26 protein-coding genes are annotated in these 24,524 nt (G+C 41.3%); 12 read left to right on the top strand and 14 right to left on the bottom strand.

Annotation, left to right across the window (positions count from 1 at the left end; genetic code table 11):
* Positions 1-50: 50 nt before the first annotated feature.
* Together LH29_RS15125 and LH29_RS15120 are read right to left on the bottom strand one after the other, a co-directional pair.
* On the bottom strand, positions 51-743 hold the full coding sequence (locus LH29_RS15125) for a response regulator transcription factor (protein ID WP_045031328.1): 693 nt from the start codon (positions 741-743) through the stop codon (positions 51-53).
* Positions 744-2,498, bottom strand: coding sequence for a sensor histidine kinase (locus tag LH29_RS15120; RefSeq protein ID WP_045031326.1), 1,755 nt, complete (start codon positions 2,496-2,498; stop codon positions 744-746). It lies immediately after the preceding gene.
* A 171-nt stretch (positions 2,499-2,669) separates the two neighbouring features.
* Between LH29_RS15120 and LH29_RS15115 the strand changes: the two genes are divergently transcribed.
* Positions 2,670-3,584: a hypothetical protein gene (locus LH29_RS15115; RefSeq protein WP_045031324.1), complete on the top strand. Its 915-nt coding sequence runs from the start codon at positions 2,670-2,672 to the stop codon at positions 3,582-3,584.
* Between the two features lie 256 nt (positions 3,585-3,840).
* On the opposite strand, the gene mtnP is transcribed toward LH29_RS15115, so the two are convergent.
* On the bottom strand, positions 3,841-4,593 hold the full coding sequence (mtnP, locus tag LH29_RS15110; RefSeq protein ID WP_045031322.1) for an S-methyl-5'-thioadenosine phosphorylase: 753 nt from the start codon (positions 4,591-4,593) through the stop codon (positions 3,841-3,843).
* A gap of 4 nt (positions 4,594-4,597) precedes the next feature.
* Entirely contained in the window at positions 4,598-5,704 is a 1,107-nt protein-coding gene (mtnA, locus tag LH29_RS15105) for an S-methyl-5-thioribose-1-phosphate isomerase (RefSeq protein WP_045031321.1), read from the bottom strand.
* Between the two features lie 91 nt (positions 5,705-5,795).
* Here mtnA and LH29_RS15100 point away from each other — a divergent pair, with 91 nt between their 5' ends.
* A complete protein-coding gene (locus LH29_RS15100) occupies positions 5,796-6,419 on the top strand; it encodes an HAD family hydrolase (RefSeq protein ID WP_045031320.1) in 624 nt (207 codons plus the stop codon).
* 146 nt (positions 6,420-6,565) lie between these two features.
* On the opposite strand, the gene LH29_RS23915 is transcribed toward LH29_RS15100, so the two are convergent.
* Genes LH29_RS23915 through LH29_RS15085 form a run of 3 tightly spaced genes read right to left on the bottom strand, consistent with a single transcriptional unit; the run spans position 6,566 to position 9,632 of the window.
* Positions 6,566-7,903 (bottom strand): peptidylprolyl isomerase, encoded by a 1,338-nt coding sequence (locus LH29_RS23915; RefSeq protein ID WP_052670998.1) that lies wholly within the window; start codon positions 7,901-7,903, stop codon positions 6,566-6,568.
* Between the two features lie 4 nt (positions 7,904-7,907).
* The gene (locus LH29_RS15090; protein WP_045031314.1) at positions 7,908-8,717 is read right to left on the bottom strand and encodes a peptidylprolyl isomerase; all 810 of its coding nucleotides are present in this window, start codon (positions 8,715-8,717) and stop codon (positions 7,908-7,910) included.
* A 3-nt stretch (positions 8,718-8,720) separates the two neighbouring features.
* Positions 8,721-9,632: a peptidylprolyl isomerase gene (locus tag LH29_RS15085; protein WP_082063745.1), complete on the bottom strand. Its 912-nt coding sequence runs from the start codon at positions 9,630-9,632 to the stop codon at positions 8,721-8,723.
* 143 nt (positions 9,633-9,775) lie between these two features.
* On the opposite strand from LH29_RS15085, the gene LH29_RS15080 reads away from it, so the two are divergent.
* The 4 genes from LH29_RS15080 (at position 9,776) to LH29_RS15065 (ending at position 12,457) form a co-directional block, all read left to right on the top strand.
* Positions 9,776-10,588, top strand: a complete 813-nt coding sequence (locus LH29_RS15080) for a hypothetical protein (RefSeq protein ID WP_052670997.1) — start codon at positions 9,776-9,778, stop codon at positions 10,586-10,588.
* Entirely contained in the window at positions 10,575-11,114 is a 540-nt protein-coding gene (locus LH29_RS15075; RefSeq protein WP_052670996.1) for a GNAT family N-acetyltransferase, read from the top strand. Before LH29_RS15080 ends, LH29_RS15075 begins: the two co-directional genes overlap by 14 nt.
* 145 nt (positions 11,115-11,259) lie before the next feature.
* Positions 11,260-11,526, top strand: coding sequence for an acyl carrier protein (locus tag LH29_RS15070; RefSeq protein ID WP_045031310.1), 267 nt, complete (start codon positions 11,260-11,262; stop codon positions 11,524-11,526).
* 115 nt (positions 11,527-11,641) lie between these two features.
* The gene (locus tag LH29_RS15065; RefSeq protein ID WP_045031309.1) at positions 11,642-12,457 is read left to right on the top strand and encodes a mechanosensitive ion channel family protein; all 816 of its coding nucleotides are present in this window, start codon (positions 11,642-11,644) and stop codon (positions 12,455-12,457) included.
* A gap of 29 nt (positions 12,458-12,486) precedes the next feature.
* Here the strand turns inward: LH29_RS15065 and LH29_RS15060 are convergent, their stop codons facing one another.
* The 3 genes from LH29_RS15060 to LH29_RS15050 all read right to left on the bottom strand — a co-directional run bounded on the left by LH29_RS15060 (position 12,487) and on the right by LH29_RS15050 (position 14,478).
* Complete coding sequence (locus LH29_RS15060) at positions 12,487-13,455, bottom strand: DUF4252 domain-containing protein (protein ID WP_082063744.1); 969 nt, start codon at positions 13,453-13,455, stop codon at positions 12,487-12,489.
* An 89-nt stretch (positions 13,456-13,544) separates the two neighbouring features.
* Positions 13,545-13,982, bottom strand: coding sequence for a hypothetical protein (locus tag LH29_RS15055; protein WP_157493720.1), 438 nt, complete (start codon positions 13,980-13,982; stop codon positions 13,545-13,547).
* Complete coding sequence (locus tag LH29_RS15050; protein WP_045031306.1) at positions 13,945-14,478, bottom strand: RNA polymerase sigma factor; 534 nt, start codon at positions 14,476-14,478, stop codon at positions 13,945-13,947. The genes LH29_RS15055 and LH29_RS15050 overlap by 38 nt, the downstream gene beginning before the upstream one ends.
* Positions 14,479-14,601: 123 nt before the next feature.
* On the opposite strand from LH29_RS15050, the gene LH29_RS15045 reads away from it, so the two are divergent.
* Positions 14,602-15,180 (top strand): manganese efflux pump MntP, encoded by a 579-nt coding sequence (locus LH29_RS15045; RefSeq protein ID WP_045031929.1) that lies wholly within the window; start codon positions 14,602-14,604, stop codon positions 15,178-15,180.
* Here LH29_RS15045 and LH29_RS15040 read toward each other — a convergent pair.
* Positions 15,173-15,589, bottom strand: coding sequence for a hypothetical protein (locus tag LH29_RS15040; protein WP_157493719.1), 417 nt, complete (start codon positions 15,587-15,589; stop codon positions 15,173-15,175). The genes LH29_RS15045 and LH29_RS15040 overlap by 8 nt on opposite strands.
* Positions 15,590-15,687: 98 nt before the next feature.
* Between LH29_RS15040 and LH29_RS15035 the strand changes: the two genes are divergently transcribed.
* A complete protein-coding gene (locus tag LH29_RS15035) occupies positions 15,688-16,137 on the top strand; it encodes a 6-pyruvoyl trahydropterin synthase family protein (protein WP_045031302.1) in 450 nt (149 codons plus the stop codon).
* Positions 16,138-16,159: 22 nt separating this feature from the next.
* Positions 16,160-18,934: a DNA polymerase I gene (gene polA / locus LH29_RS15030; protein WP_045031926.1), complete on the top strand. Its 2,775-nt coding sequence runs from the start codon at positions 16,160-16,162 to the stop codon at positions 18,932-18,934.
* A gap of 75 nt (positions 18,935-19,009) precedes the next feature.
* Here the strand turns inward: polA and LH29_RS15025 are convergent, their stop codons facing one another.
* Complete coding sequence (locus LH29_RS15025; RefSeq protein WP_045031300.1) at positions 19,010-19,954, bottom strand: tRNA dihydrouridine synthase; 945 nt, start codon at positions 19,952-19,954, stop codon at positions 19,010-19,012.
* A gap of 126 nt (positions 19,955-20,080) precedes the next feature.
* On the opposite strand from LH29_RS15025, the gene LH29_RS15020 reads away from it, so the two are divergent.
* The 3 genes from LH29_RS15020 to rnpA all read left to right on the top strand — a co-directional run bounded on the left by LH29_RS15020 (position 20,081) and on the right by rnpA (position 22,218).
* On the top strand, positions 20,081-20,947 hold the full coding sequence (locus tag LH29_RS15020) for a DUF4271 domain-containing protein (protein WP_045031298.1): 867 nt from the start codon (positions 20,081-20,083) through the stop codon (positions 20,945-20,947).
* A gap of 37 nt (positions 20,948-20,984) precedes the next feature.
* Positions 20,985-21,731: a uroporphyrinogen-III synthase gene (locus LH29_RS15015; protein ID WP_045031296.1), complete on the top strand. Its 747-nt coding sequence runs from the start codon at positions 20,985-20,987 to the stop codon at positions 21,729-21,731.
* Positions 21,732-21,792: 61 nt separating this feature from the next.
* Entirely contained in the window at positions 21,793-22,218 is a 426-nt protein-coding gene (rnpA, locus tag LH29_RS15010) for a ribonuclease P protein component (RefSeq protein WP_045031924.1), read from the top strand.
* Between the two features lie 51 nt (positions 22,219-22,269).
* Here the strand turns inward: rnpA and LH29_RS15005 are convergent, their stop codons facing one another.
* Positions 22,270-23,361, bottom strand: coding sequence for a chorismate mutase (locus tag LH29_RS15005; RefSeq protein ID WP_045031294.1), 1,092 nt, complete (start codon positions 23,359-23,361; stop codon positions 22,270-22,272).
* Between the two features lie 2 nt (positions 23,362-23,363).
* Positions 23,364-24,260 carry a prephenate dehydrogenase gene (locus tag LH29_RS15000; protein WP_045031292.1) on the bottom strand — a complete coding sequence of 299 codons (897 nt, stop codon included), beginning with the start codon at positions 24,258-24,260 and terminating at the stop codon, positions 23,364-23,366.
* Between the last annotated feature and the right edge of the window lie 264 nt (positions 24,261-24,524).

The following is a 24,524-nucleotide window of genomic DNA, read 5'->3' as shown; positions in this document are numbered from 1 at the left end:
AATCGACCGATCTGCGGTAATCATTCTAGATCAGCGTCATCAGCGTTCTGTTAAGAATTTACTTCCAAAAGAAATCCGCTGCCATGAATATTCTTGATCTCGATGTTCGGATCGTCCTTCAGATATTTGCGCAGTTTGGTAATAAAAACGTCCATGCTGCGGGCGGTAAAATAACCGTCTTCGCCCCAAATCTTGCGAAGTGCCGTTTCGCGCGATAGCAGTTCGTTTTTGTTTTGACAGAGTAATTTCAGCAAATCGGCTTCTTTTGGCGACAACTTTTGTTTATTCCCGTTACTGCTGATTACCCGCAGTTTTGAATCAAACTCGTACACGCCAATAGAAAAAACAGTTTCATCATTTACCGGCTGCACCGATTGCCGTTTTATAATCGCCTGAATTTTACACAGTAACACTTCGGTATCAAAAGGTTTGGTTATATAATCATCGGCTCCCACATTGTAGCCTTTCAAAATATCTTCCTTCAGCGTTTTTGCGGTAAGAAAAACCATTGGGATATTTGCGTCAAGTTTTCTTATTTCTGTGCCAATGGTAAACCCATCGATATTGGGCAACATTACATCCAAAATACAAATTTGAAAAGACCCGGATTTGAATTTATCCACCGCATATTTTCCGTCGTCAACCCAGGTTACTTCGTAGTCGTTCAACTCGAGGTACGATTTTAAAACCGCCCCAAAACTCAGGTCGTCTTCCACCAGAAATATGTGTTGTGCTTTGCTCATTTACTCCCTCACAAAAGGTAAAAATACATCAAATTTGCTTCCCTTGCCGGGTTCGCTGCTCACCGAAATGGTTCCGCGATTCGCTTCCAGCACGGCTTTTACATAACTCAATCCCAGCCCAAAACCTTTTACGTTGTGAATATTTCCACTGGTTTGGCGGTAAAAACGCTCAAAGATTTTTGCCTGAACCGCCTTGCTCATTCCAATTCCTTTATCGCTTACCGAAACCACCACTCCCTTTTGCTGATTTGCGGTTGACACGGTAATCTCAGGTGCATCGCCGGAATATTTATTGGCATTGTCTATCAGGTTATAAACTACATTTGTACAATGAATCCGGTCGGTCGTCACCATTGAATTAATGGCTTTTAAATCCAGGTCAATCTTTCCGCCACGTTTTTCAACCTGCAGTTTAATTCCCTGAACGGCGTCGCTGATCAACTCGTGCACATCAATGGTTTCCCAATGAAATTCAAAATCCTTTTTATCCAATCGCGCAATGGTAAGAATATCCTCCACCTGACGGTTCATGCGGGTATTTTCCTTTTTAATCATACCCGCAAAATATTTTATGCGCTCCGGATCGCCCAGCACTTTCTGATTAGTAATCGAATCAGTCGCCACCGAAATTGTTGCAATTGGTGTTTTAAACTCGTGGGTCATGTTATTGATGAAATCTGATTTCATCTCGGAAATTTTCTTTTGCCGAATAATATAAAAAATACTGAGGGCAAAAGTCATCAAGATGATCAGCGAGAATAAAAAGGAAGCTATCAGCAACCAGTTTAGCGAGCGATAAATAAAACTGTCACGGCCGGGGAATACAACGGCTAATTTTATGTCTTTCTGGAAAATATCGTTGGGATAAAGCTGGGCCTGAAAAATGGTGTTAGCCACCTCTAATGAATCGGTTACCGGTTTTGGGAAACTTAACTCATCACCACGAAAAATTCCGTATTCAAAATCGAGTGGGATATTGTTTTCGTCCAACTCTTTTTTTAGCACTTCGTAAATCAGGTCTTCATCAATTTGACGCACGTCCCAGGTGGCAACTTCTGTAACCACTTTGTTGGCCATTCGTTTCAGGCTGGTAGCTTTAAGTTTTACACGTTTTGAGATATCGGGAGCCAGAATCTGGAAGGTATCCAGATCAGTAAGCAGCGAGTCGATCTTTACCGTACTAATGGTGTAAAGCGAGTCGGCACTTCTTATAATTGTGTCGCTTTTTACAAATACAACACTTCCCGGCTCCGGATTATCGCCGGCAATTACCACATGGCTTTTCCCTGAAGTAGAACTGCTTAAATTATACGTGTACGACTGCACTTTACGACTGTCGGAATCATTATCAATATGAATTTCAATGCGGGCCTCATCATTGTCGGGTGCAAATTCGCGAATGATCTTTACCGGGCGTCGGGTGGAGTCGGTACGCTGCCGAAAAACTCGTGTTTTACCCGGCAAAACATTCCATCTCATCGTATTGTCCGAATCGGAATCAAATTCAACATCGAAATCAAAATCCTGAAGCAAATCGATTGAGTCACCGGCAAACACCATTTCGTTTACCACACCAAGATTATGCAGATCTTCCAAACGGCTTACGGTTTGCTGTAGCGCCTGGTTAACACCTCGTTCAAACATCTCGTTTTTTACCCTGATGGCGTTGTTCATCCACACCAGTTGAACGGCAATAATCCCCAAAATGGAGATGCCCATCAAAACGATTAATCCGGTAAAAAGCTTTCTGTTCATGCTTCAAATATAGGCATTTACCCATGCCGATTGCAGATTTTAACTTTTCCTTAACAGATTTTAACCGGCCTTTAACGGATTGATTGACAGCCCTCACCCTATATTTGTTTCGTGATTCAGAAATTGATTTTAGCGAACCGAATCAAACGTAAAACAAAATAATTTAACGACATGAAACAAGTACTATCACTTACCGGAATTTTAGCCCTTGCCTTATTTTTCTCATCTGCCATTTCAATTAACGAAGCTCCGCAGGATCCTCCAAAAACTAAAAAGGAGAAGAAACACATTAAAATGGTGAAGATTGGAGACGATGGCAAAAAAATGGAAGTCGACACGGTAATTGAAGCCAACCAGGTTTTTGTGTGGAATGGCGACACAATTGGAGGCGGCAAAGCCTTGAGTTGGATTTCGGAAGAGGATTTCGATTTTGACATGGACTTTGACATTGATGTGGAAAGCGACGAAAACGGGAATGTATTTATACTAAAGGGAGACGGAGCCTCAAAGCCAATGACATACGAGTTTAGAACCAACGACGGCGACTCGGCAAAACACATCATGATGAAAGTAATTTCGGACAACGTATCTTCTGACATTATGAAGTGGCACAGCAAAAATGGTAACGAAATGCTATTTGGCAAGCCGGGCTCAGCCAGTCCTAAAGTTATTCGCATCAACAAACAAAAAAGTGGAAATGTGATCGACCTGAGTGATCCGGGCATTATTTCGTTCGAGAAAAAAGAACTGAAAAACGGAAAAGAAAAGATTGTGATCGTGCGCGAAAAACCAAGTGAAGAGGATGTTGAGGTGCACGAAGAAATTATTATGCACAACAGTGGCGCAGCGCCAATGATCATTCACGAAGGAATGCCGAATATGACCAAAAGAATTAAAGTAATTGCCGACGATGAAGGCCATGTTGAAATTTTGGAAAACGGCAAAACCTGGACTGTTGAGGAAAGCGACGAAGACACACAGGTAATTGAAAAAGACGGCAAAAAGATCATCATCAAAAAAACAAAAAAAGATGGTGAGATGAAAGTTGATGTGGAAGTGGAAGAGAATATTGAGGAAGAAAACTAATTCAATACAATTTCAGAAACAGCAAAGCCGGTGCATTTAGTTGTACCGGCTTTGTTATTTTATGCAATATGCCCGCATAAAAAAAGCGGCATTCTGTTGAGTGCCGCCGGAAACTGAATAGCCAAACAATCAAAGTTGGCTGAAATATTTAGTATTAACTGAACGGTTATAAAAACTGCGTTTCATGGCATTGAGGCAGTTGTATCAGGTTTTACAAATGCTGTGCCAAAAATGCCAAAAAACCATTCAATACATACTATTTTTGCAGCGATGCGATCGTGTTTTGCAGCAGCGCAATTACGTGCCTAACATTCTCATTAAATACTTTCAACACCTCTTCCCAAGTAACAGGCGCTTCATCCACATTCCAACAATCGTAGTCGGTACTAAGAGCCACTGCCGCATACGGTATTTCCAGCTCATTAGCCAGTGCACACTCGGGTGCTGTCGACATATTTATAACATCGGCGCCCCACATACGAAACATATTCGATTCGGCACGTGTTGAAAAGCGCGGTCCTTCAATAGTTATTACCGTTCCGCATTTATGAAATGCAAGGTCCAAATCTTTGGCATTTTCAATTAAAGCACGACGCAGGTGCCAGTTAAACGGATCTGCCATTGCCGGGTGGTTAAGTTTTCCATCTTCAAATTCTTCCACAAAGCTGTTTTTCCGGAAGCGGGTAAAATCAATAAACTGATCGAGCATCACAATGTCGCCGCGGCCAATCTCCAAACGAAGACTTCCGCATGCGGTGGTGGCCAAAATGTGTGTGCATCCCAGTTCTTTTATGGCCCAGATGTTGGCCCGGTTATTCACTGCCGAGGGCGGAATCGAATGATCTCGGCCATGCCTCGATAAAATAGCCACTTCAACGCCACCAATTTTGCCGCATTTAAACGACGATGAAGGCGTGCCATATGGCGTTTCAACACTTACCTCTGTTACATCTTTCAGGATAGCAGGATCTTCCAGGCCGGAACCTCCTATTATTGCAATTTTCTTCATAGCTTTATCTGTTAATTTTCTCGGGATACATTTTTAAAATACTCTGTTTATCAGCTTTACAAATACCACGTTCCGATATTAATCCACTCACCAGCCGCGCCGGAGTTACATCGAAACCATAATTGGCAACCTCACTATTTTCAGGAATTAAACGCACCGACTTTATCTGCTCATCATGCCAACCTTCAATTTCTGCCACCTCACCGCCCGCACGTTGCTCGATGGGAATTTCCTTTACTCCGTCATTCATTTCCCAATCGAATGTACTTGACGGCAAAGCCACATAAAAAGGCACGTTATTATCGTGAGCTGCCAGCGCTTTTAAATACGTTCCGATTTTATTGGCCACATCGCCGGTAACAGTTGTTCGGTCGCTGCCAACAATTACCATATCTACCATGCCGTGTTGCATTAAATGGCCACCTGCATTGTCGGGAATAACCGTGTGCGGCACTCCCTGTTCGCCCAATTCGTAAGCTGTTAATCGTGCTCCCTGGTTTCGCGGGCGTGTTTCGTCTACCCAAACATGCACCGGAATTCCTTTTAAATGCGCTTTATAAATGGGCGCAGTTGCCGTTCCCCAGTCAATACAAGCCAACCAACCGGCGTTGCAGTGGGTTAAAATATTCACCGTGCTGCCCTTCTTTTTATAAATAGCCTCGATCAGTTCCAGCCCGTACTCTCCTATTTTATCGCTAAATTCTATTTCCTGCTGTTTTAACTCGCCGGCTTTGGCCAGTGCCTTTTCGTTCAATTCTGCGTCATCCTTATTCGCCAGAATAAAGGCCAGCATTTCATCCACAGCAAAAGCCAGATTTACCGCTGTTGGCCGCGATGATTTTAAATACTCAGCTACCCGGTTCAAGTCTTCTTCCCAATTTTCATATTTTAGCTGAAGAAGCGCCAGATACATGCCATAAGCCGCAGTTACCCCGATTAATGGCGCACCACGAACCACCATTTCTTTTATGGCAAAAAAAGCGTCGTCGGCCGAGCGCATGGCAAAAGTTTCGAATACAAAAGGCAATTTCCGCTGATCGATTACCTGAATAATTGTTGGGTCATCGGCGTCAACCCAAATAGTATGATAATGTTTCCCCTGAATTTTCATTGTAGATAAACTTCCTGTAGTTTCTAAAGTTTAACATGAAGTTAGAAAGATTTTCCCTAAATGCTTACTTTCGTGAAATAAATTTAGTGGAATGAAGGCAGACCTTACGAACATAAAAAATATCATTTTCGATTTGGGGCGCGTGTTGTTAAACCTTGATTTTGATGCGTCGATTAAAGCTTTTCAACAATTGGGCAGCGATGGAGAAGTTCTCGATCACAAAAATGCGTATGCCGACCCGATTTTTTACAATTTTGAAATTGGAAAAATCACTCCTGCTGAATTTAGGAGTGGCGTAAGAAAACTGCTTCAAAACGAACAAATTACCGACACACAAATTGACGAAGCCTGGTATGCCATGATCCTTGACATTCCGGCACACCGGGTAAAAAAGGTGCAGGAACTCAGCAAAAACTATAACCTTTATTTGTTTAGCAATACCAATCAAATTCATATCGATAGGTTGCTAAGCGAATTTAAGACGCAACATGGCATTAATTTCCCGTCGCTGTTTAAAACGGTTTATTATTCGCACGAAATTCACGACCGAAAACCGGAAGTAAGTGCGTATGAAAAGGTAATTAAACTGTCGGGTGTTAATCCCGAAGAAACGCTGTTTATCGACGATTTGAAAGATAATATCGATGCCGCGCAAAAAGCTGGATTAAAAACTTTCTTGTTACAAAATGGCATGGAAATGACGGAGCTATTTTAAGTAATTATCTATATTTCAACCCTCTAAATTTGTTTCTCGCAGATTAAGCGGAATTACGCCGATAAACCATCGCGTTGACAAACGAAATTTACGGGATTTGCGGAATCTGCCAAACTTCACATTTTACATGATTTGAAATATCCATTTCATTTTAAGATGCGAACCCGTTTTATACGGATATCTTCAAGCGGCCGCCAACGCCTGTCGGTTTCTACCTGAACTATTTTATCCACCACATCCATTCCTGAAGTTACCTGTCCAAAAATGGTGTAACTTCCATCGAGGTGAGGTGCACCGCCAATGGTTTTATAAACCTGTCGCTGCTCGGCCGAGAACTTGTAATTATTGATCTCTTCCAGCTCATCCAAACCTTTATCAAAATATTTTCGCCCTGAAACGATGTAAAACTGCGATCCATCAGAACGCTGACGTTCATTTTCAGTATCCGGTTTTCGTGGCGACCCTATCATTCCGCGCTTATGATACACCCCCGGAACAATATGCGCCGGAATGGTGTAACCCGGACCTTTCCAGCCCACATTTGCACCGGGCACTGCATAACGTGTATCGGCAGCACCACTCTGAATTCCAAAATCTGCAATCACACGGTGAATCAACAAACTATCGAAATAATGTTCTTTGGCCAGACGGATAAAATTATCGCGGTACTCGGGTGTTTCGTTAAAAAGTTTTATGGTAATGTTGCCGTAATCGGTTTCCAGAACAAGTCCCTTAATTTTACGATTTTCGGCAGCAATCTTTTCGTTCGAGGTATTTTTCAGCATCTCCAACGGCTCGGGCGTATCGTTTTTCTTTCTGAGCATGGCTGCGATAAATTCAGATGGGATGGCAAAACTCTGCAATTCGAAATTAACCGTACCGGAATACGCCACGCCAATCGCTTTTCCGGTTGACACAAAAATTGGTGCGCCAAACTGCGATGTCCGAATCCGGTTGCTTAAGCGGTACAGCCGCGTACCTCTTATATTGGCAAGGTTTAGCACTTTGCCGGTAAAAAGTTGCAGGGTTTTCCCTGTTTTAGGTGCCACATAAAACGATTTGGCAAAATTGGGCAAGGTGTCTGTGTGCAACTCAATGGGTTCGCGGCTTATGCTATCCACCTTTAAAATGATCAGGTCGTTTATACGATCGAAAGCCACAAAACTGCGTGCGGTGTATTTCTTATTCTCATCAAACGGCTGAACCTTAACATTGGTAGCCTGATTGACCAAGGAATATTTGGTAACCAACAGATCTTCGCCAACGAAAAATCCTTGTCCCGATTCCAGAATTCGGTCCCCGTCATACGAATCGATTTTTGCTACAGACCGCATCAATTCATTCCAGATATCCTGTTTTTCATCCGCAGCAGCGTCCGGGTTGGCTTTGGTTTCCTCCTGCTGCGTTGTTTGCTTTTTTTCTTTATTTCCACAGGAACTCAAAAAAACAACTGCCAGTAATATGAAAAGAATTTGTTTTACCATAACACTACTTAATCACATTCACTTTGATTTTCACATCGTTATACGGCCGGTTATTGCTATCGGTTTTTAGCGCTGCAATTTTATCAATCACATCGAATCCAGAAATGCATTCGCCAAAGATGGTGTATTTCCCATCCAGCTCAGGATAACCTCCAACGGTAGTATACGCTTCGCGCTGGGCATCAGAAAATTCAAGCGTATTGGGATTTAGATTATAATCCGTTTCAATGTCGTCTTTTATTTCGCCGGCCAATTCCCGGAATTCTTTCACCTTTTTTTCTTCCTTCAACTGTTTCAGCTGCTCCCGAACTTCAGGCGTCATATACTTCTCCACAATTTTTTTTCGGATAGGTACATTCACCGCCATTTCCATGGTATCCAAAGCGCCACTGGTATGCACGCTCCCTTTTACAATAAAAAACTGCGAAATATCCGACTGTTTAAACGGGTTTACCTCATCGGGCTGGCGGGGCGCACAAAGCGATCCCTTTTTATGGAAATAGTGCTTCAGAATTTCGTCGTCAACGGTTTTATCCGGGTCGCCATAACCAATACGTTTTCCCGGAGGCGCGTTTCGCGAGCTTTTTGAACCACCCTGAATCAGAAAATTCTCGATCACACGGTAAAACAAAGTACCATCGTAATAACCTTCGTTGGCCAGCTCGATAAAAGCCTTTTGGTGTTTTGGTGTGTCGTCGTAAAGCCGGAAACGCATATCGCCGTAATTCGTCGAAATCTCGATAACACGCGATTGTGCAGTTACTGAAACACCTAATAAACAAATAAATACAATTAACAATCCGGTTCTAAACATAAACTATTTCGTACGTTTTATTTCCATTTTTATATCTGTCTTCGGACGGTCGTACTGATCCGTTTCAACAGTCGCTATCTTATCCAAAACATCCAGTCCCTCAACAACCTCGCCAAAAACAGTGTAATCTCCATCTAACGATGGATAGCCGCCAATGGTAGTGTATGCCTCGCGCTGCTCGTCGGTAAACGAAAATTTTGGCTGCTCAGCCCAGGCACTATCGGCAGCTGCGCGCAGTTCTGCAACAAAAATATTAAAACCATCCTGATCGTTATTTTTTCGGTATTCGTCTAACTTCGGTTTTTCTTCGGCAAATTTTTCCTGCATAAATTCATTCTTGGCGCGGCTGTTCAGCATCATTTCCATGGTGTCGAGTTTCCCGGGGGTAAAAACCTCGCCATGCACAATGTAGAACTGTGAGCCGCTCGATCGTTTTTCAGGATTAGAAGGGCCGCCACGGCGTGCTGCTGCCAAAACTCCTTTTTTATGAAAATGCTGCGGAAGGATTTCTGCCGGAATGGTATATCCCGGATTTCCGCCTCCCAAACGTTTGCCGGGCGCTGCATCTTTCGAGTCGGGATCGCCTCCCTGTATCATAAAATTTTCCATTACCCGATGAAACAGCAATCCATCGTAATAACCTTCGTCAATTAGTTTCAGAAAATTCTTTTTGTGCTCCGGCGTATCGTCGTATAATTTCAATTTTATTTCGCCAAAATCGGTTGAAATAACAACAAGGTCTTGTTCGTTGCTCTGTTTGGCATTGCTGCACGAAATTCCTATGCCTACAAAAGCAATTAATATTAAAACAATTAATTTCATTCGTTTACTATTGTCAATTCTCAATGGTAACTCAGGGAACTCGCTTATAATCCTCTTCCATTGTGTAAAATTCTTACATGCTCGTTTCTTCATTCCTATATAATTTTCTTATTTTAACATTACAAAATTCCCGTAAAGATAAAAAGATGATAAACATTCACTCCTGGCTTCTTTTAATGTTCGTGTTTTTTTCATGTTCAAGCCCCAAGAAGAAGGCAGACAACCCAATTGTACTAATGCAGGCCGAAAAATATATTCCTGATGTTGCAGATAAATTAAACGAGATTTCGGGACTGATGATTTTCGACGATCATTTTTGGGGATTTAACGACAGCGGTGGCAAAAACGAATTGTATGGTTTTAATAAATCGGGGAAAATAAAGTACGAAATTGAGCTCGACAACGCCAAAAACAGGGACTGGGAATCGATAACACAAACCGATGAAAAGATTTTTATCGGTGATTTTGGGAACAACCTGGGCAACCGCAACAATCTGCTCATTTACAAAATTGACAAAAAGGACATTTCGGACAAGGAAGAGCAAAAAGTTGATGTAAAAGAAATTATATTTAAATATGCCCAACAGGATCGTTTCTCGTTTTTAGATAAAACTACTCCATACGATTGCGAGGCGATGGTGGCTTTTAAAAACAAACTGTACCTTTTTAGCAAAAACTGGCGCGACGGAACTACCTGGCAATACGAAGTACCCGCAAAAAAGGGCGAATACGAAATAACGCCTACCGATACGTTTAATGTAAAATGCCTGGTAACCGGAGCCGATATTAGCCCCGATAATAAAACGCTGGCGCTGGTGGGTTACGAAAATTACCGCTCGTTTATCTGGTTGTTTTCCGACTTTCCGGGAGACCAATTTTTTGTAGGAAAAAGCAGGCATATAAAACTGGAAGGAATTGACGGTGCCCAAACCGAAGGTATCTGCTTTTTAAACAACGACAGCATTTTGGTATCGTGCGAAAAAACAAGAAGTCACAATCAGCAGGTTTTTCTGTTCGATTTAAATAAACTCAACGATGGAACACATTAGGGTAAACCATAAAATCAGGCTCGAACTGATTAATTCGTCGATGGCAGAAATTGTTTTTCAAACCATTGACCGCGATCGCGAATACCTGAAAAAATGGCTCCCGTTTGTGCAGCACACCAGCAAAGTTGAAGACACGCAGGCATTTATAGACAGCATCACCCGAAGCAGCAATAAAAGCGACCTGATTTTCACTATTTGGTACAATGAAGAATTTGCCGGACTGATTGGTTTTAAAGACACCGATTGGGTGAACCGGAAAACCGAACTCGGCTATTGGCTGGCCGAAAAAATGCAGGGAAAAGGAATTATTACAGCCTGCGTTGAGAAACTTGTACGTTTTGCTTTTCAGAAACAAAAAATGAATCGTATACAGATTAAAGTGGCGGAAGAAAATTTACAGAGTGAGAAAATTCCACAAAAACTTGGATTCGTATACGAAGGCACTGAACGCCAGGGCGAACACCACAACACCGGCTACGTAAATCTTAAAATTTACAGCAAACTCAAACACGAAATTGCAGATTAGTTGCAACTTTCACCCGATTTTCATGTCGGTATTAATGTAAAACAATGGTTATGATGCAGATTGTTAGCCATAAAGTACGACGAACTCGTTGATAATTTATATATTTGACCCGTAAATTCATTTGTTCGAATTTTAAACAATAACAATGGAGACAGAAACAGTTACAGAAAAGTCGCTACGAAGAAACCTCTACCGGGTGTTGCGTAAAACGGGTGTTACCAGAGATAACATTTGTTTAACCGCCTCGTTTTATGAGGATCTGAATTTCGACAACATTGATTGGACAATTTTTATTCACTATTTAGAGCGCATCTTTAACATTCGGATTAAGGATGAAGAGCTAAATAGTTTTTCGAATGTGAACGATACGCTCCTGTACTTACGTGGAGAATTGGTTTATTCGAGTAATTAAACAGTAGAAACAGAAATGAACGAAAAAGGGATTCAACAGATTTGAGTCCCTTTTTTATTTGAACTTTTCTGAAGAAAGTTTGTATCTTATACAAAATTTAAAATGACCAAACAAAATGGAAGAAGTAAACAAATTATCAGAACAAATTTACGACCTAGTAATGTTCTATGGCCCCAAATTAATAGGGGCAATCGTCACACTTATAGTTGGTTTATGGATTATCTCTATTCTTAGAAAAGCGATTCGTGGCCGTTTTGAAAAACAAAATGTAGATCCCTCTCTACGGGGCTTTCTAAACAGCCTGGTCGGGATTGGCTTAAAAGCCATGTTGTGGATTGCTGTTATTGGAATGATGGGCGTTCAGATGACCTCTTTTATTGCCATTCTTGGTGCTGCCGGTTTGGCCATCGGTATGGCTTTTTCGGGCACTTTATCAAATTTTGCAGGTGGGGTAATGATCCTCATTTTCAAACCATTTAAAGTAGGAAACTACATAAGTGCGCAAGGCCACTCGGGCACGGTAAACGAAATTCAGATCTTTAACACGATACTGAAAACACCTGATAATAAAACGATTATTATTCCAAATGGTGGATTGGCAACCGGATCAATGATCAACTTTTCAGCCGAGCCAAAACGCCGTGTTGATTTTACCTTTGGCATTGCCTACGGCGACGATGTTGACAAGGCCAAAGAAGTATTGATGAAACTGATAAAGGCTGACGAAAGAATTATTAATTACCCGGCCGAACCGTTTATTGCGGTTAGCGAACTGGCCGACAGCTCGGTAAATTTAGTGGTTCGGGTTTGGGCCGAAGCCGCCAATTACTGGGGAGTTTATTTCGATCTTACCGAGAACGTTTACAAAACATTCGAGAAAGAAGGTCTCAATATTCCTTTCCCGCAAATGGATGTACACCTACAGAAATAAAAAATTATATACAGAAAAGAAAAAGGCGCTTATTTAAGCGCCTTTTTTGTTTGTATCTTAATTACTGTTTTACCGTCATCATTGGTTTTCTCTATTCGCTCAACCTCGGTATTTTTCAACAATTCCTTCACCATGTCGCTTTTTACTTTTTTACCATCGATGTAATAAACCGTAGAGGTGTCACCCGGTGTGGTAAGAAAGATCGGCTGTCGCCCATATTTTTCGGCCAGTTCGCGTTGCTTCTCGGCCATTTCACGTTGTTTCTCAAATTGCATTTGCGCCTGTTGCTCAATTTTGGCTATTTGCTCTTCCGAAAGTTTTGCCGTTTCAGCCATCTCGCGTGCCCGGGCTTCAATTTCTGCCAGTCGCGCTTCATCAAATTCAAAACCAGGGAAGTTCCCGGAGCCGGCAAAATAATTTGACAGTGAATTATCAATTTTATACAGATTCTCTAATCCGCGCAGGCTTAACGCTTTATTCAGGTCGGCCACCGTTGCCAGGTCAATATCGCCATCCAGCTCTACCAAACTTGTTGACATGGTTGAGTTGGTAATTAAAGCGAGTGCAGTTATTAGTCCATCATTTCGTTGAAGATAAACTTTTACTTCTTCGCCCATCCGCTTTTCTGTTTTCAGCAGCGTATAACCATTTTGCTTGTAGTGTTTTATAATATCCTCAAATAATTCAGGCTCTCCTGATTTTTCTTTCTTTGCAGGCTTATCGCCATCAAAAAAAGCAGCTTCTGCCGATCCAAATCTATTTTGGCTGATCACTAAAATATTATCCAGACTTTCCAGCGCTTCTGCCAGTTCCGAGTTTTCATCTATATTTTTCTTTTTCAGGTACAGATCGAACATATCGCTGCTTAACATGCTGGCACTAAAACCATCCTGGTTGGCATATTTTTCGGTTAACTGCTCAAACAGGCTCTGAGACTGCTGTGCCAATACCGGAAAAATAATTCCCATCATCAACACAAATACTACTAACTTTCTCATATCACTAACTTTTTAATTGTTTCTAGTTCTTTTAATTTCTCTCTTAATGTTTTAGGGATTCACATTAAAATAACCACCAAAAAATCACATCAGTTTATAATAATTTCCACATCATCATCTACCCAAAGTATTAGCATCTCGTCGGGTTCCGGCTCCGGCTGCAAACTTTCCGAAACCTGGAATAAGGCTTGCTCCATAACAAAGAACTGGTCCGCCAACTGTGTCTGCCTTTTATTTCTTACATCAAGGGAAACGGTTAGCACAATCAGTACAACGGCAGCAGCCGAAATAACCGAGTACAACTGCATTCGAATACTTTTCTTCTTAACAAGCTGCGTTTCAATTCCGGCAAAAAGATCGTCCTCTAATCCGTCCGGAACCTTAGCTTCTTTTTGGTAAAAAGAAAAAATATCCTTCTCCGCACTTTTTGTTTTACTTTCTGAAACGGCGGCTTTCAGCTCTTTTTCCTCCTCCAGTGAAGTTTCGCCTCTATAATATTTGTCGAGCATATTTTCCTGATGTGTCATAATCGTAAATTTTTTCAACCTCATCTTTTACTTTTTGCCTGGCCCGCGAGAGAATCACCCTCAGGTTGGCCACTTCATAACCGGTTATTTCCTTTATTTCGTCGAATGAAAAGCCATCAATGTCACGCAATTCAATAACCGTTCTGTATTTCTCCGGCAATTCTTTTATCACCTGTTTTACCTTCTCGTATCGCTCAATTGTATCTGAATCTGCTCCATCGGCTTCCATATTCAAAATCCAGTATTCATGCTTCTCATCTATCGCCTGCGGCTTTTTCTTTTTCAGCAGATCAAAACTGTAATTTCGTGCCATCGTTATTATGTAGGCCGACTGGTTGGTACATTTTACCAGCTCATCCTTCCGGTTCCATAACCTGAGCATCAATTCCTGCAAGGCATCGCGTGTTTCTTCCTCATTTCTGAGAATCCGAAACAACATCGGGTACAGCTTTACGGAATATGGAATTACCGTATTTTTAAACTCTTCAGTGGTCATCTGCTATATTGGACGAGTTGGTTTCAGTTTTATAACAAACATTTTCAAAAAAATAGTCGAATTATTTTCATGCTCAAATTCAAAGTATGCAGAAAAACTAATTTTGTTATTTTTGCGGCACCAATGACAACAGCAAAATTCATAACCTTTTTACTTCTCGGTATTGGCTTAAGTTTCGATTCCTTTGCAGTTTCTGTCTCGTGTGGACTGATGAAACGAGAGATCAAGTTTAAACAAGCCACATTGGTTGCTGCGTCGCTGGCATTTTTTCAAGCTGGATTTCCGGTAATTGGATGGCTGATAGGCGAAGCGCTTAAAAACCTGATCGCTTCGGTAGATCATTGGATCGCGTTTGGATTGCTGGCATTAATTGGTGGAAAAATGATTGTGGAAGGGATAAAAGAAGATGGCACTCTTAAGAACTTCGATCCTTTTAAAATCAGCGTATTAATTGGTCTTTCCATTGCAACCAGTATTGATGCACTGGTTGTTGGGCTAAGTTTTGGTTTTCTTGAAATCCCTATTCTTTTTCCGGTTTTAGTTATTGGTTCGGTAACTTTTATTGCAGCTATGCTTGGGATGCTGTTCGGGAAAAACATTTCGGCAAAAAGAAGCCATCAATCGCTTATTATTGGCGGAATAATTTTAATTGCCATTGGCCTGAAAATATTGGCAGAACACCTTTTTATGCAGGCTACCTGAGAATTTTCATTTTAACCCGATAATCTTCAACTTTCGTTTCCGCATTAATATCCGGGTAAGGAGTTACATCAATTAATTCGAAAGTATAATCACCCGATGTTGCCGTGCGTTGTTCATGCGTACTCAGCTCCAGCGTATCAATTTCAGGGCTTGAAATGGCAATCTCAACACAAGCTTCTCCTGCCCAAATACAAACTACTCCTGTTGGGCAGCGCGAATCAGAAATAGCAGAGATTTCAAAAACAAGCGATTCACTGAAATCTGAATAAAATTCATGAACCCGGAATTGTTTCTCTTCTCCAAGATCGAAGATGTTTGATTCCTCATTATCTGTGCACGAAAAAACCGCAAACAGCACCACAAATAGTATGAAAATCTTTTTCATCATATCCATTCTGATTCTTTTCATATAGATGATTTCAAGGATAAAAAAGTTGCGTAATTTTAAATGTTCATCCAATTCGTCGGATAAAAACCGTAATTTCACGACTTTAAATTTATACACAGATGGCGAAGATTAGAGTTACCAAGAAATTCCATTTTGAAATGGGCCACGCGCTGCACAATTACGATGGTTTGTGCCGCAATATTCATGGGCACACTTACAACATGGAAGTTACACTGCTTGGTGAAATTAGGGAGGAGAAAGGACACCCGAAAGACGGCATGGTGATTGACTTTGGCAAGCTCAAAAAACTGGTAAAAGATAAGATCGTAAATGTGTACGACCACAGTTTGGTGGTAAGCCGTATTTACGCCGATAAAAACCAGGAGCACCTGCTAAAAGCTACTGAACGACTGATCGTTCACGATTTCCAGCCCACATCGGAAAATATGTGTGTGTATTTTGCCGGCGTTATTCAACAAGAACTGCCCGAAGATGTTTCTTTGTATAGTATTCGTCTTTACGAAACGGCAACATCGTATGCCGAGTGGTTTGCAGAAGACAATAAATAAACCGATCCTGAAAATTAATATTATGGCTGAAAACAAACAGCAAAAACTTTTTCTTTTAGACGCTTTCGCACTGATTTACCGCAGTTATTTCGCATTTATCCGCAATCCAAGGTTTAACTCAAAAGGTGTAAATACCTCGGCAATGCTGGGGGTTACCAACACCATTGTGCAGTTAATGGAAAAAGAGGACCCGGAGTATCTGGCTGTGGTTTTCGATGTGTCAGCGCCAACTTTCAGGCACGAAATGTTTAAAGAATACAAGGCCAACCGTGATGAAATGCCGGAAGACCTGCGCAAATCGATTCCATATATTCGTAAAATTATTGAGGCTTTTAACATCCCCATTATTGAAAAGGAAGGTTACGAGGCCGACGATGTGATCGGAACCCTGGCCAAAAAGGCCGAAAAAGAAGGTTTCACCACATACATGATGACGCCTGATAAAGATTATGCACAGTTGGTTTCGGATAAGGTTTTTATGTATAAACCAGGAAAAGGTGGTGGCGATGTAGAAATTTGGGGTTTACCGGAGGTACAGGAAAACTTTGGTATTGAAACTGCCGATCAAGTAATTGATATTCTTGGTTTGATGGGCGACTCGGCAGATAATATCCCCGGCTGCCCTGGCATTGGACCAAAAACTGCGCAAAAATTGATTGCCGATTACGGAAGCATTGAAGAACTGTACAAAAACACCGATAAGCTAAAAGGCAAACAAAAAGAACGTATCGTTAAAAACGAAGAGCAGGTACGCCTATCAAAAGTGCTGGCAACCATTATTACAGATGCGCCGGTAGAATTTGATCTTAAGCAGCTGCAGAAAGACGAACTCAACAAAGAGGAACTGGTAAAACTGTTTAACGAGCTTGAATTTAAAACACTCATTACACGCTTAAACCTGAGCAGTGCCCCAGCCCAACCGGCCATGCAGGGAACACTTTTTGGAGCGCCGGAGGAAGTTGTCACTGAAGTTCCTTCCACAAAAGAAAATATCGATTCTGTTCCGCACCAGTATTACCTGGTTGAAAACGAACTGCAACGCGCCAGTCTACGGGCCGAACTTTCGGTGCAAAAGGAATTTTGTTTTGATACCGAAACCACCGGATTGGATACTCAAATTGCCGAGATCGTTTGTATGTCGTTTGCGTTTAGGGAGCACGAAGCTTATTGTGTTACTATTCCCAACAACCGGGAGGAAGCGCAAAAGGTAATGGATGAGTTCCGCGAAATTTTTGCGGATACGAATATTACCAAAATCGGGCAAAATATTAAATACGATATTCTTATTCTGAAGAATTATAACCTGGAGGTGAAAGGGCCACTTTACGATACTATGTTGGCACATTACCTCATTCAGCCCGACATGAAACACAATCTCGACCAGTTGTGTTTGCAGTATCTGAACTATGAAAAAGTACCCACCGAAAACCTGATAGGTAAAAAAGGGAAAAACCAGGTGACCATGCGTTCGGTAACAACGGATAAGTTGCGCGATTATGCCTGCGAAGATGCTGACCTGACGCTGCAATTAAAAAATGCGTTGGACCCGGAGCTGGACAAAGCCGGGGTACGCGAACTTTTCGAAACACTTGAAATGCCGCTGGTACCGGTGCTTGCAAAAATGGAAAGTGCGGGTGTAAAATTAAATTCAGACGAGTTAAATAAATCTGCCATCGTTTTACGCCAGCAGATCATTGAACTGGAAAAGGAAATTATAGAACTGGCCGGCGAAGAATTTAACGTTTCGTCGCCAAAACAACTGGGCCCCATTCTTTTTGAGAAGCTAAAAATTGATACCAACGCCAAAAAGACCAAAACAAAACAATACTCCACTTCTGAAGAAGTTTTGATTCGTTTGGTAGATAAACACCCAATCGTTCAGAAAGTCCTGGATTTCCGGGGGCTGAAGAAACTGCTTTCGACTTATGTTGAGGCTTTACCACTGCTGGTAAATCCAAAAACCGGGAAAATCCACACCTCATACAACCAAGCCATTGCTGCCACCGGACGTTTGAGTTCGGTTAATCCGAACCTGCAGAATATTCCAATCCGTGATGCAGCGGGCCGTGAAATTCGTAAAGCCTTTATTCCTTCGGATGATGAGCATACATTCTTTTCTGCTGACTACTCGCAAATTGAGTTGCGGATTATGGCTGCACTGAGTGGCGATGAAGAAATGCTGCGCGCTTTTAACGAAGGCAAAGATATTCACTCCATTACCGCCGCAAAAATATACCAGATTCCGGAAAGCGAAGTTGATTCAGACATGCGCCGCAAAGCCAAAACGGCCAACTTTGGAATTATTTATGGTATTTCTGCTTTTGGATTGTCGCAGCGTTTAAATATTCCAAGAACTGAAGCAAAAGATTTGATTGATGGCTATTTCGAGAATTTTCCGAAGATTAAAGCTTTTATGGACAAACAAATTCACCTGGCCCGCGAGCAGGGTTTTGTTGAAACCATAAAAGGACGACGACGCTATTTGAATGATATTAATTCAGCCAATGCAGTTGTTCGTGGAATGGCCGAACGAAATGCTGTAAATGCGCCGATTCAGGGTTCTGCGGCCGATATCATTAAAATTGCGATGATCAATATCCACAATAAAATGGAGGAACAAAATCTGCAATCGAAAATGATTTTGCAGGTACACGATGAATTGAACTTTGATGTGTATAAACCGGAACTGGAAACAGTACGTTCGCTGGTGAAAACCGAAATGGAGAATGCGGTGGATATCGGCGTACAGTTAACGGTTGAAAGCAACGCCGCCGACAACTGGCTGGATGCGCATTAGCATTCAGTTTCTGCAACGATTGTTTCGACTACGCTCAGCATGACCAAAACTGTCAGACTGAGCGAAGTCGAAGTCTCAGCTATTAATTTCGTTAAATATTGATTTTACAGTTGGATTGTATTTATTCAGGGCTTTTACCTTTTTAATGTGTTTCATCACCTTTTTTTGGTTTGGAAAACAATGGGCAAAATAACTCCAGAACTGTTTCATTTTATTCAGCGCATTGCCTTCGTTATCCATAATTTCAAGATAATGTTCCAGCATGGTTTGATGAAATGTGTACAACAAATCGGTACGTTCTTTCTCCGAAATATCAATACCTTTTATTTCGTGTGGCAACAAGGGATTCATTAAAATTCCGCGTCCCAACATCCAGGTATCGATGCCCGGAAATTTGTTTTGTTTGTCAATAAAATCCTGTTTCGAAAAGATATCGCCGTTGTAAACCAGCTTGTGTTTTAGATTCTGTGTTGCATAAGAAAAGGCGTTTTCATCTATTTCACCCGAATACAACTGTCCGGCCAACCGCGCATGGAGAATTACTTCTTTTAACGGAAACTGATTCAATACGTTTATAACGTCTTTTATCTCATCGGCTGATTTATACCCGGCTCTTAATTTTACTGAAAGTTCTCCTTTTCCACTGCAGTAAAAATGATCAAGTATTTTATAAATTTCTTCCGGAAAAGGTAAGAGCCCGGAACCTTTCCCCCGGTTGGTGACCATTGGATAAGGACATCCCAGATTCAGGTTAAATTCTGAATAGCCATGGTCCGCTAAAACATTTTTCAGAAAATCGAACTCTGCAGCATCTTTTGCCAGAATTTGAGGAACGACAATGCTTTGCGTATTATTCTCCGGAAGTATTTCGCGCATATATTTATTCGGTATCGCATCATTCTTCACCGAAATGTAGGGGATAAAATAGCGATCAACAGTACCAAATACCTTCGCGTATGATTCGCGGTACACATAGTCGGTGAAACCCTGTAAAGGGGCCATGTAAATCTTTGCTTCCATTTTTTGTTTTATGCCTCACAAATTAACAAAAATTACTCCGCTGTTTTTTATAAAAAAGCCCACTTGTTCTTTTGAATGATTAAGTTCTCATCCTAATATTTTGGTATCTTTGCGCCATTCAGAACTATGGGGGCAAATTATACATATTATCAGGATACTACTGCAGCATATAACGCAAGTGCTGAAGTGCCCCAAAACGTTGAAAAAACAAGCACAACGGCACCAGGCAACAACACTCCCAAACGAAAGAAACAAGAAGTGCAGAGCTCTGACTACATGGCTCCACGACAACAGGCAGAAATGCAAAGCACTCAACTTGAACAAAACTCCCTGGTTTTACCTAACCGTGAGCGCGAATATCCGGGGCACGACTGGTTAACCATTATTATTTTTGTTGCCATTGCCCTATTTGCCAGTATCCGGTATTCGTATGCCAAATATATTAAGCAACTTTTTTTATCGCTATTCAACAATGCCACTTCAACGCGTATGCTCAACGATAAGAATTACCCTGTTTTTCATGCGGCATTTCGTCTTGAGACCATTTTTTATATCATCTTCCCCATTTTTCTTTTTCAGTGTTTAAATTTGTTTAAATACCAAAACACAGCATTAACGCCCGCGTTGCTAGCCTTAATTTTCGGGGGTTCTTTACTCTACTTTTTTGGCAAAAAAGTTATCTATTTAACATTAGGATTGATGTTTGAAACGCAAAATGAAACCCGGGAATATCTGTTTAGCTACGATAATTTTAACCGTTCGCTCAGTTTAGTTTTTTTACCGGTGGTAATCTTAATTCAATTTGCGCCGCTTAAAACCCCTGTATTTATAGCTATTTTAGGACTAATTATTCTCCTTCTTTTTAATCTAATATTACTAAGAAGGGGTGCAATAATATTATTGAAAAAACAATTTTCTTTATTTTATCTGTTTTTGTACCTTTGTACCCTTGAAATTTTACCCTTGCTTTTAATTTATAAAGTTGTTGTTTGAATAAGAAGGGGGAAAGTCTCATTAAAAGCATAAAAATTTGAAAGTCAAGAGCATTTTAGTTTCACAACCGGAGCCAAGTACCGCAAAATCACCGTATTTTGAGTTGGCTGAAAAGAATGGCCTGAAAATCGACTTCAGACCCTTCATTCAAGTTGAGGGAGTTCCTGCCAAGGAATTCCGCCAAACACGAACGCAGATACTTGAGCATACTGCGGTAATATTTACCAGCCGTACTGCTATCGACCATTTTTTCAGAATTGCACAGGAATTGCGCATCACAGTGCCTGATTCGATGAAATATTTCTGTATTTCTGAAGCAACTGCTTTCTATCTCCAAAAGTATATTGTGTACCGTAAGCGTAAAATATTTTATGCCGATGGTAGATTCGCCGATTTGGTGAATGTGATGAAAAAACACAAAGATGAGAAATTCCTTGTGCCACTTTCTGATATTCACAAACAGGAAATCCCAACCCTGTTAGACAAAGGCGGCTACACCTATACGAAAGCAATTTTGTACCGCACCGTTAGTGCCGATTTATCGGATTTGGCAGATATAAAATATGATGTGCTTGTATTTTTCAGCCCGTCGGGAATCAAGTCGCTGTTCCAGAACTTCCCCGACTTTGAGCAAAATTCAACACGCATAGCATGTTTTGGTCCGTCAACAGCAAAAGCAGTAGAAGAAGCCGGATTAAGACTGGATATTCAGGCTCCGACAGCACAGGCTCCTTCGATGACAATGGCTCTTGAACAATACATAAAAAAGAGCAACAAGAATTAAATAGAAAAATATATACTTTTGAAAGGCCGTCCGTCATATGACGTATGGCCTTTACTTTTTTATGGAAGCAAAAGAAAAAATAGAATCGCCAACATCCTACACACTTAAAAAAGTGGAGCGTTTGTGCAGCAAAAAGGTTATCGATAAACTTTTTGCTGAGGGCGAGTCGTTTTTAGCGTTTCCAATAAAAGTCGTTTACAAGGTAACTGAACTTCCTCAACCCGTTCCTGTACAGGCAGGATTTACGGTTAGTAAAAAAATATTCAAACGAGCTGTTAAGCGAAACCGCATTAAACGCCTGATGCGGGAAGCTTATCGTTTGAACAAACAAATGCTTCCGCCGCTTGCAGATGAGCAGCAAATGGCCGTTTTCTTCATTTTTATTGGTAAGGAACTGCCAAAGTTTGTGCAGGTTGAAAAAGCCATGAAGAAGGCTCTTTCTAAGCTGGCCAGTTCGTGTGCTGAAGCAGAAAACAAAAAAGCATAAAAAAGCCCCGGTAAATCTCCCGAGGCTTTCTATCATTTTTCCAATAGAATTTTATTCCTGGTCCATAATTTCGGTTTGCATACGTACCGAATCTTCGTGAATCAACTGAAATAGTATTTTCACAAAGGTTTCATTTATGTCCATACTTTGTCCAAGCTTTACGCGGTTTTCCATCAACTGAGTCCAGCGGTTTATCTGCAGCGCTGTAACGTTATTGTCGCGTTTATACTCACCAATTTGTTTAACAATCTGCACACGCGAAGCCAGTGTTTCCAACAACTCGGCATCAATTGCATCAATTCGGTTACGCAACACATCCAGTTGATTGTCGAATTCAGGATTGCTTGCATTCTCGTAACGAATCACCAATTTATCAAGCATTTTCCCAAGATCGGCAGGAGTAAGTTGCTGACCGGCATCACTCAAAGCACACGACGGATCGCGGTGTGATTCAACCATCAATCCTTCCATTCCCATATCAAAAGCTTTCTGCGAAATTTCGAAAAGGTATTCGCGTGTTCCGGCAATGTGGCTCGGATCGCAGATTACAGGTAAATTCGGCAGCAATCGCTTTAACTCAATAAAGGTTTTCCAGTTGGGGTAGTTGCGGTATTTTGTTTCGCGGAATGGCGTAAAACCACGGTGGATTCCCACGATGTTTTTAATACCTGCCTGGTGGATTCGCTCAACTGCTCCCATCCATAGTTGCACATCAGGATTCACCGGGTTTTTAATCATTACCACGGTATCCGTTCCTTTCACCACATCGGCAATTTCCTGCACCACAAATGGGCTGGCAGTAGAACGTGCTCCAATCCACAATACATCAAGTCCGGCTTTTAAAGCCTCTTCGGTGTGTTGTGCGTTGGCCACCTCAGTTCCCACCGGCAAACCGGTTTCTTCTTTTACCTGCTGCAGCCATTTTAAACCGATCGATCCAACACCCTCAAAAGATCCCGGGCGTGTTCTGGGTTTCCAAACCCCACCACGAAAAACAAATACGCGTTTGTCTTTAGCCAGCAAACGGGCAGTTTCCATGGTTTGTTCTTCCGTTTCAAGGCTACATGGCCCTGAAATCAGCAGTGGATTGTCGATATTTGGCATCCACGCTTTAATCGGATTAATGTCTAATTTTAAAGTCATGATTATTTCGTATAAAGTTTTGTCAATTTCTCTTCATTCTTCAGAAAATGTGGATTCTTCCCTTCAAGAATTCCACGGATTTTATTTGCATTGTTAATCAGATCGAGCATTTTATCATCCTCCTTGTTTTTCATACAATCGCGGAATTCAATAAGATGTTTGATGTACACGTTCAGCGATTCAACAACGTATTGACGATTTTGTTGAAAAATCGGGTGCCACATCGTAGCCGAACTCTTTGCCAAACGAACCGTTGAACGAAAACCTCCACTTGCCAAATCGAAAATAATTTTACGATCCTCCTTTGCCTGAACCGCATTGGCCAGCGCATAAGCAGCAGCGTGCGGCAAATGCGACACAAAAGCGGTGCTGTGGTCCTGTTCATCCGATGTCATATAAGCAATATCCATTCCCAGCACCTGAAACATCTTCTCAATTAAAGCCACATGCTGCGGGCCTGAATCTTCCTGGTCGCACAGAATGGCAATTTTGCCTTTAAACAATCCTTCCAAAGCCGCTGTTGGGCCTGAGTCTTCCGTTCCCGACATGGGGTGCCCCGGCACAAAGTTTTTTCTTCTTTTGTGGTTCGCCACCAAATCAACAATCACTTTTTTTGTCGATCCCATATCGGCTACTGTTGTTCCGCTGCTAATGGTATCCAACACCTGTGGCAAAACCTCAAGTTCCTTGTTTACCGGAATGGCAATAATAACCAGGTCGGTATCTCTCACCCCGTTTTCCAGTGTTTCAATACGGTCAACCAGCCCTATTTCCAGAGCCTTGGCAGCATTTTCTTCACTGGCATCAACCCCGATTAATTCGGTGGCAAAACCCGATTTTCGCAAATCGCGGGCAATTGATCCACCAATTAATCCAAGTCCTATTACTGTTGTTTTCATTTGTATATTCAGTTTTGTTTATTTCATTTTTATCCAAAAAAAAAGGTCCCGAATTTTTTCGAGACCTTTCTGTAAAATATCTTTAATTTAGACAATACCCTACTTCCTGACCCCGTTTTCAGAACCATAATAAAAATAAAAGTAGAAATAGTTATTGTTAAATTTTGTTGTCATTTCTTTAATTTCTGTCAACAAATATAGAGATATATTTTTGAAATGAAATTTTTATCATGTTTTTACTCCGAATTTTAAAGCTAAAATTCG

The organism is Draconibacterium sediminis, assembly GCF_000949475.1.
In the GTDB taxonomy this organism is placed as follows: domain Bacteria; phylum Bacteroidota; class Bacteroidia; order Bacteroidales; family Prolixibacteraceae; genus Draconibacterium; species Draconibacterium sediminis.
This window is presented reverse-complemented; position numbering and strand designations above follow the sequence as displayed.

Bases quoted from the DNA above. Each gene is read 5' to 3' on its own strand.
- LH29_RS15125 (WP_045031328.1), bottom strand. From the start codon at position 743: ATGAGCAAAGCACAACACATATTTCTGGTGGAAGACGACCTGAGTTTT.
- LH29_RS15120 (WP_045031326.1), bottom strand. From the start codon at position 2,498: ATGAACAGAAAGCTTTTTACCGGATTAATCGTTTTGATGGGCATCTCC.
- LH29_RS15115 (WP_045031324.1), top strand. From the start codon at position 2,670: ATGAAACAAGTACTATCACTTACCGGAATTTTAGCCCTTGCCTTATTT.
- mtnP (WP_045031322.1), bottom strand. From the start codon at position 4,593: ATGAAGAAAATTGCAATAATAGGAGGTTCCGGCCTGGAAGATCCTGCT.
- mtnA (WP_045031321.1), bottom strand. From the start codon at position 5,704: ATGAAAATTCAGGGGAAACATTATCATACTATTTGGGTTGACGCCGAT.
- LH29_RS15100 (WP_045031320.1), top strand. From the start codon at position 5,796: ATGAAGGCAGACCTTACGAACATAAAAAATATCATTTTCGATTTGGGG.
- LH29_RS23915 (WP_052670998.1), bottom strand. From the start codon at position 7,903: ATGGTAAAACAAATTCTTTTCATATTACTGGCAGTTGTTTTTTTGAGT.
- LH29_RS15090 (WP_045031314.1), bottom strand. From the start codon at position 8,717: ATGTTTAGAACCGGATTGTTAATTGTATTTATTTGTTTATTAGGTGTT.
- LH29_RS15085 (WP_082063745.1), bottom strand. From the start codon at position 9,632: ATGAAGAAACGAGCATGTAAGAATTTTACACAATGGAAGAGGATTATA.
- LH29_RS15080 (WP_052670997.1), top strand. From the start codon at position 9,776: ATGCAGGCCGAAAAATATATTCCTGATGTTGCAGATAAATTAAACGAG.
- LH29_RS15075 (WP_052670996.1), top strand. From the start codon at position 10,575: ATGGAACACATTAGGGTAAACCATAAAATCAGGCTCGAACTGATTAAT.
- LH29_RS15070 (WP_045031310.1), top strand. From the start codon at position 11,260: ATGGAGACAGAAACAGTTACAGAAAAGTCGCTACGAAGAAACCTCTAC.
- LH29_RS15065 (WP_045031309.1), top strand. From the start codon at position 11,642: ATGGAAGAAGTAAACAAATTATCAGAACAAATTTACGACCTAGTAATG.
- LH29_RS15060 (WP_082063744.1), bottom strand. From the start codon at position 13,455: ATGAGAAAGTTAGTAGTATTTGTGTTGATGATGGGAATTATTTTTCCG.
- LH29_RS15055 (WP_157493720.1), bottom strand. From the start codon at position 13,982: ATGACACATCAGGAAAATATGCTCGACAAATATTATAGAGGCGAAACT.
- LH29_RS15050 (WP_045031306.1), bottom strand. From the start codon at position 14,478: ATGACCACTGAAGAGTTTAAAAATACGGTAATTCCATATTCCGTAAAG.
- LH29_RS15045 (WP_045031929.1), top strand. From the start codon at position 14,602: ATGACAACAGCAAAATTCATAACCTTTTTACTTCTCGGTATTGGCTTA.
- LH29_RS15040 (WP_157493719.1), bottom strand. From the start codon at position 15,589: ATGAAAAGAATCAGAATGGATATGATGAAAAAGATTTTCATACTATTT.
- LH29_RS15035 (WP_045031302.1), top strand. From the start codon at position 15,688: ATGGCGAAGATTAGAGTTACCAAGAAATTCCATTTTGAAATGGGCCAC.
- polA (WP_045031926.1), top strand. From the start codon at position 16,160: ATGGCTGAAAACAAACAGCAAAAACTTTTTCTTTTAGACGCTTTCGCA.
- LH29_RS15025 (WP_045031300.1), bottom strand. From the start codon at position 19,954: ATGGAAGCAAAGATTTACATGGCCCCTTTACAGGGTTTCACCGACTAT.
- LH29_RS15020 (WP_045031298.1), top strand. From the start codon at position 20,081: ATGGGGGCAAATTATACATATTATCAGGATACTACTGCAGCATATAAC.
- rnpA (WP_045031924.1), top strand. From the start codon at position 21,793: ATGGAAGCAAAAGAAAAAATAGAATCGCCAACATCCTACACACTTAAA.
- LH29_RS15005 (WP_045031294.1), bottom strand. From the start codon at position 23,361: ATGACTTTAAAATTAGACATTAATCCGATTAAAGCGTGGATGCCAAAT.
- LH29_RS15000 (WP_045031292.1), bottom strand. From the start codon at position 24,260: ATGAAAACAACAGTAATAGGACTTGGATTAATTGGTGGATCAATTGCC.